The organism is Acidimicrobiales bacterium, from assembly GCA_036273495.1.
Classification (GTDB): domain Bacteria; phylum Actinomycetota; class Acidimicrobiia; order Acidimicrobiales; family JAJPHE01; genus DASSEU01.
The window spans coordinates 1-5,042 of record DASUHN010000210.1 but is presented as its reverse complement, the minus strand read 5'-3'; the positions used below and the strand labels follow the sequence as shown (position 1 = coordinate 5,042).

5 protein-coding genes are annotated in these 5,042 nt (G+C 73.2%); 2 read left to right on the top strand and 3 right to left on the bottom strand.

The genetic code is table 11. The features are described from left to right. The coding region (locus VFW24_08850; GenBank protein HEX5266870.1) for a DoxX family protein at positions 1-503 on the bottom strand (503 nt) is incomplete at its 3' end. 18 nt (positions 504-521) lie between these two features. Here VFW24_08850 and VFW24_08845 point away from each other — a divergent pair. Further along, on the top strand, positions 522-1,730 hold the full coding sequence (locus VFW24_08845) for an FAD/NAD(P)-binding oxidoreductase (GenBank protein ID HEX5266869.1): 1,209 nt from the start codon (positions 522-524) through the stop codon (positions 1,728-1,730). Between the two features lie 93 nt (positions 1,731-1,823). Beyond that, positions 1,824-2,939: an AI-2E family transporter gene (locus VFW24_08840; GenBank protein HEX5266868.1), complete on the top strand. Its 1,116-nt coding sequence runs from the start codon at positions 1,824-1,826 to the stop codon at positions 2,937-2,939. Here VFW24_08840 and VFW24_08835 read toward each other — a convergent pair. Then, positions 2,902-4,191, bottom strand: coding sequence for an MFS transporter (locus tag VFW24_08835; protein ID HEX5266867.1), 1,290 nt, complete (start codon positions 4,189-4,191; stop codon positions 2,902-2,904). The genes VFW24_08840 and VFW24_08835 overlap by 38 nt on opposite strands. A gap of 1 nt (position 4,192) precedes the next feature. Continuing rightward, a partial coding sequence (locus VFW24_08830; protein ID HEX5266866.1) for a hypothetical protein occupies positions 4,193-5,042 on the bottom strand: 850 nt, incomplete at its 5' end.

Sequence of the window (5,042 nt, the reverse complement as noted above, 5' to 3'; positions counted from 1 at the left end):
CGCCAGGCGGTGGCCAGGAGCAGGGCCGACCCGCCCCCTCCCGCTCCCAGAGCGATCCAGAGACCAGTCCACCCGTCCAGCCGGAGCAGCCCCGCCAGGCGGTCCACGCTCCAGCCCCCCGGACCGAGCATGGCCAGGACCACGCCCAGGGCCGTGAGGGTCATCACGTACTCCCACCCCTCACCGGGGCGGAAGATGAAGAAGCCGTTGCCGCGGTGGTTGGTGATCCAGGCCACGAGCATCACGCCCACCACCCCGGCGGCGGCCACCGGGGTGAGCAGGCCGAGCACGAGGAGTGCTCCCGCCCCGACCTCGGTGAGGCTGGCGGTCCAGGCGTGGACCCAGCCCGGGCGCATGCCGAGGGACTCGAACCACCGACCCGTGCCGGCGATCTTGCCGCCCCCGAAGATGTGGTTGATCCCATGTGCCAGGAACACCGCACCCACGGTGAGGCGGAGGACGAGAAGGGCCAGGTCGGCGGCGGACTGGTCGATCGGGCTCACCGTGGAAGCATAGGTTGCGTGCAGGTCGTGATCGTGGGTGCGTCGCTGGCGGGCCTCCGCACCTCGCAGGCCCTCCGCGAGGGCGGGTTCGACGGGGACATCGTGCTGGTCGGGGCCGAGAAGGACCTGCCCTACGACCGGCCGCCGCTGTCCAAGGAGATCCTGCTCGGCACCAAGGAGCCGGAGTTCGCCGCCCTCACCAGCCCGGCCGAGCTCGAGGAGCTGGACGTCGATCTCGAGCTGGGGGTGGCGGCCCAGGGCCTCGATCCGGCGTCCCGGCGGGTGGAGCTGGCCGACGGCCGCTCCCTTTCCTACGACCGGGTCGTCATCGCGACCGGCGCCCGGCCCCGCGCCCTTCCCGTCGACCAGAACGGGCTGGATCTGGACGGCGTGCACGTGCTGCGCACGATGGAGGACGGCCTGGCTCTGCGGGCCGCCTTCGAGGCCGGCGGCAACGTGGTCGTGGTGGGCGCGGGGTTCATCGGCTGCGAGGTGGCCTCGGCCGCGGCCGCCCGGGGCCTGCAGGTCACCGTCGTCGAGTTCCTGCCCACCCCGCTGCACGCCGCCCTGGGCCCCGAGCTGGGCGCGATCGTCGAGCACCTCCACCGGGACGGGGGCGTGGACATGCGCTGCGGGACGGGGGCGGCGGCCGTGGTGGGCTCGGGGCGGGTGGAGGAGGTTGTCCTCACCGACGGCACCCGGCTGCCCGCCGACGTGGTCGTGGTGGGCATCGGTGTCGTCCCGGAGACGGGGTGGCTCGAGGGCTCGGGTCTGGAGGTCTCCAACGGGGTGGTCTGCGACGAGCGGCTGCGGGCCGGCGGGCGCCCCGACGTGCTGGTGGTCGGGGACGTGGCCCGCTGGCACCATCCCGCACTGGGCCGCCGGGTGCGCGTCGAGCACTGGACCAACGCCGCCGAGTCGGGGGCGTTCGCCGCCGAGCAGATCCTCGGGCGGGACGGCAGCTACGCGCCGGTCGCCTACGTCTGGTCCGACCAGCACGGGCGGCGGATCCAGCTGCTCGGCCTGCCCGAATCCGGGGACCGCGCCCACCTGGTTCTGGGCAGCGAGGAGGACGGCCGGCTGGTGGCGCTGTACGAGGGGGACGGCCGGGTGCACGCCGCCGTGGGCCTCAGCAATCCGGGGCGACTGATGCGGTTCCGCGCCCTGGTCGAGGAGCAGGCCCCGTGGGACAGGGCCATGGAGCTGGTCGTGCAGCTCCGGGGGTGACAGGTCTCGTCGCCCAGCTCCGGGGGTGACAGGGCTGGTCGCGCCGCTACGGGGATGAACGGATCCCCCGCGGGCCACGGTTAGCGTGGATCCGTGGCCCGCGCCGAGGAGCCGAAGCACCGGCTCGACGCGCTGACCCACCATGAGCACCGCCCCACCGACCTCGGACGGAGGGGCCGGCCCTTCAACCGCAGTCATCCGTTCATCGTCGGTTTCACCGCCGCCCTGGGGGTGTTGGCCGCCCTCGGCCTGGTGCTGGGCGTCCGGGCCCTGCGCGAGGTTCTGGTGTCGGTCGGGCTGGCATTCTTCATCGCCGTCGGCCTCGACCCGGCGGTCCGCTTCGTGGCGCGCTGGGTGCCGCGGTGGGCGGCGCTGCTGATCGTGTCCTTCGCGGCGCTGGCGATCTTCGCCGGCTTCCTGGCCGCGGCCATCCCCCCGCTTTCGAACCAGATCACCCAGTTTGCCCACGAGCTGCCCAGGTACCTGAACAGCATCAAGAAGCACAACGGCTTCCTGGGTCATCTCGATGCGCGCTACCACATCATCTCGACCATCCAGAAGAAGGTCAGCACCGGATCGACCGTGTCGAACCTGGCCAACAGCGCCCTCGGTGTCGGCAAGTTCGTGGCGCGCACCGCCACCGAGACCCTCATCACCATCGTGCTGACCGCGTACTTCCTCGGCTCCCTCCCCCGCGTGAAGCGGACCGCCTACGGCCTGGTGCCGGCCAGCCGGCGGCCGCGCGTCGAGGCCCTCTCCGAGGAGATCCTCGACCGGGTCGGCGGCTTCGTGCTGGGGAACATCACCACGTCGGTGATCGCCGGGGCCGGGACGTTCCTGTGGCTGATCATCTTCGGCGTCCCGTACGCCCTGTTCCTGGCGATCTTCGTGGCCCTGATGGACCTGATCCCGATCGTGGGCTCGACCATCGGCGGGATCATCGTGTCGCTGGTGGCGCTGACCAAGTCGCTGCCGGTGGCCATCGCCACCGCCGCCTTCTACGTCATCTACCGCTTCCTCGAGGACTACCTCATCACGCCGAAGATCATGGCGCGCACGGTTGAGGTGTCGGGCCTGGTGACCGTGGTTGCGGTGCTGATCGGCGGCGCCCTGCTCGGGATCGTCGGCGCCCTGGTGGCCATCCCCACCGCGGCGGCGGTGCAGCTGATCTTCAGAGAGGTGGTGGCGCCGAGCCTGGACCAGGCCTGACGCCTCCCCGCAGGAAGGCGGGGACCGCCGCCAGCGCGGCCGCCGCAGCCAGGAGGACCACGGCGGCGGAGAAGCCGGCCCCATCGAAGATGAGGCTGGTGAGGGCCAGCCCGAGGGCGGTGCCCGCGCCCCGGGTCATGTTGAGGACCCCGCTGGCCAACCCCGACTGGGCCCGGGGGGCGGCCGACATGATGGCGGCGTTGTTGGCCGGCGTGAACAGGCCCAGCCCCACCCCGGCCACCGCCAGGATCACCACCACCGTCCACACCGCCGAGTGGACGGTCACGAGGGCGGCCAGGGCGCCGGCGGTCACCAGGATCCCGCCGGCTGTGACCGGCCGGGGCCCGATGCGGTCGGCCAGGCGTCCGCCGGCGGGCGCCACCACCCCGAGGGCCACAGGCAGGGCGGTGAGCACGAGCCCGGTGCGCCCCGTGCTCAGGTGGCGGGCCCGCTCCAGCTGGAACGGGATCACGAACAGAACACCGAACAGCACCAGGTAGGAAAGAAGGCCGCTGGCCACGCCGGACGCGAACGCCGGCCGGCGCAACAACCCCCAGAGGGGACCGGCCACGCCCGCCCACACCGATCGGACGCCCGGCGCCAGCTCCCGGCTGCGGGGGATGAACAGCCAGCCCAGGCCGGCGCCGACCAGGCCGAAGGGCACGTTCACGTAGAACACCAGCCGCCAGCCCCCGAGGGCGATCAGCAGGCCCCCGACCGTGGGGCCGAGCGCCAGCCCCAGCGCCTGCGCCGCCCCCTGCACCCCGATCCCCCGTCCCAGCCGGTCCGGCGGCATGGCCAGGAACACGATGGCGACGCTGTTGGCCTGCAGCATGGCGGCGCCGGCCGCCTGCACCACGCGGAACAGGTCGAGAGCGACCAGGCCGGGCGCCACCGCGCAGAGCGCCGAACCGGCGATGAACACGACGAAGCCGTAGGTGTAGACGAGCTTGCGGCCCGTCATGTCGGAGAGGCGGCCGACGGGAACCACCAGCACCACCAACGTGACGAGGTACGAGAGCCCGACCCAAGTCACCGCGCTCACCCCGGAGTGGAAGCTGCGCTGGATGCTGGGCAGGGCCACGGTGACGATGCTGGCGTCGAGCTGGCCCATGAACGCCCCCACGCACACCGCCGCCACCGCGAACCAGTGGGCGTCGGGCCGGTCCCGGACCCGCGCCGAGCGGCGGGGCTCGGTCAGCAGACGCGGCCGGGGCCGAGGGGGCGGCTCGGGTCCGGGTGCGTCCCCCATCTCAGGCGGTGAAGCCGCCCCGCCCGTCGAGGACGACCCGGCGTCCGAGCCACTCCTCCTCCGCCATGGCCGCCATCACCTCCGGTGCCGTGCTCACGGCCACGGCCCGGACCCCGCCCGGCTGGCCGGCCAGCACCACGGCCCGTTCGGGGTCGGGGCGGCCGTACATCACGGTGTAGGTCAACACGGTGGCCGGTCCCCGCCCCTCGGCCCCGACCGGCACCGCCGGGACCCGGGCCTCGACCTCCGCCGTCACGTTCAGCACCCGGCAGCCCCGGGCCGGCGGGTCGCTGCCCCAGACCATGACCCCCTGCTTGGTGACCATCCCGCTTACGGCCGTCTGCAGCCCGCGCCGGCCGTCACCGCCCCGCAGGCCGCGGCACATCTCGACCGCAGCCTGGAGCACGTAGTTGTTGAGCGGACCACCACCGAAGGTCATGCCGCCGGTCACCGTCAGGGCCCGGTCGAGCGGGATCCCGAGCTCCGACGCCTGGGTGAACACCGCCACCGGGAAGCAGCTGTAGAGGTCGACCAGGTCCATCTCGTCGACGGAGGTCCCCGCCGCCTCCAGCGCCGCCCGCCCCGCGAGGGAGAAGCCCGGGCTCCGGTGCAGCACCGGCCGTTCGGTCACCGGCACCATGTGGTCGGAATCCGCCGCCGCGTGCAGGAACACCCACCGGTCGGAGGCCACCCCGTGGGCCCGGGCCGCCTCCACCGAGCACACCAGCAGGGCGGCGGCCTGGTCGACGTTCCACTGGGACACCTCCCACTTGCGGTAGGGAAAGGCGATCATCCGGTTGTCCCCGCCCTCCGAGCGCAGCTCGACCGCGGTCCACGGGCTCCCGAAGGCG

Excerpts from the sequence above, each read along its gene's own strand:
- VFW24_08835 (HEX5266867.1), bottom strand. The coding sequence starts at position 4,191 with ATGGGGGACGCACCCGGACCCGAGCCGCCCCCTCGGCCCCGGCCGCGT.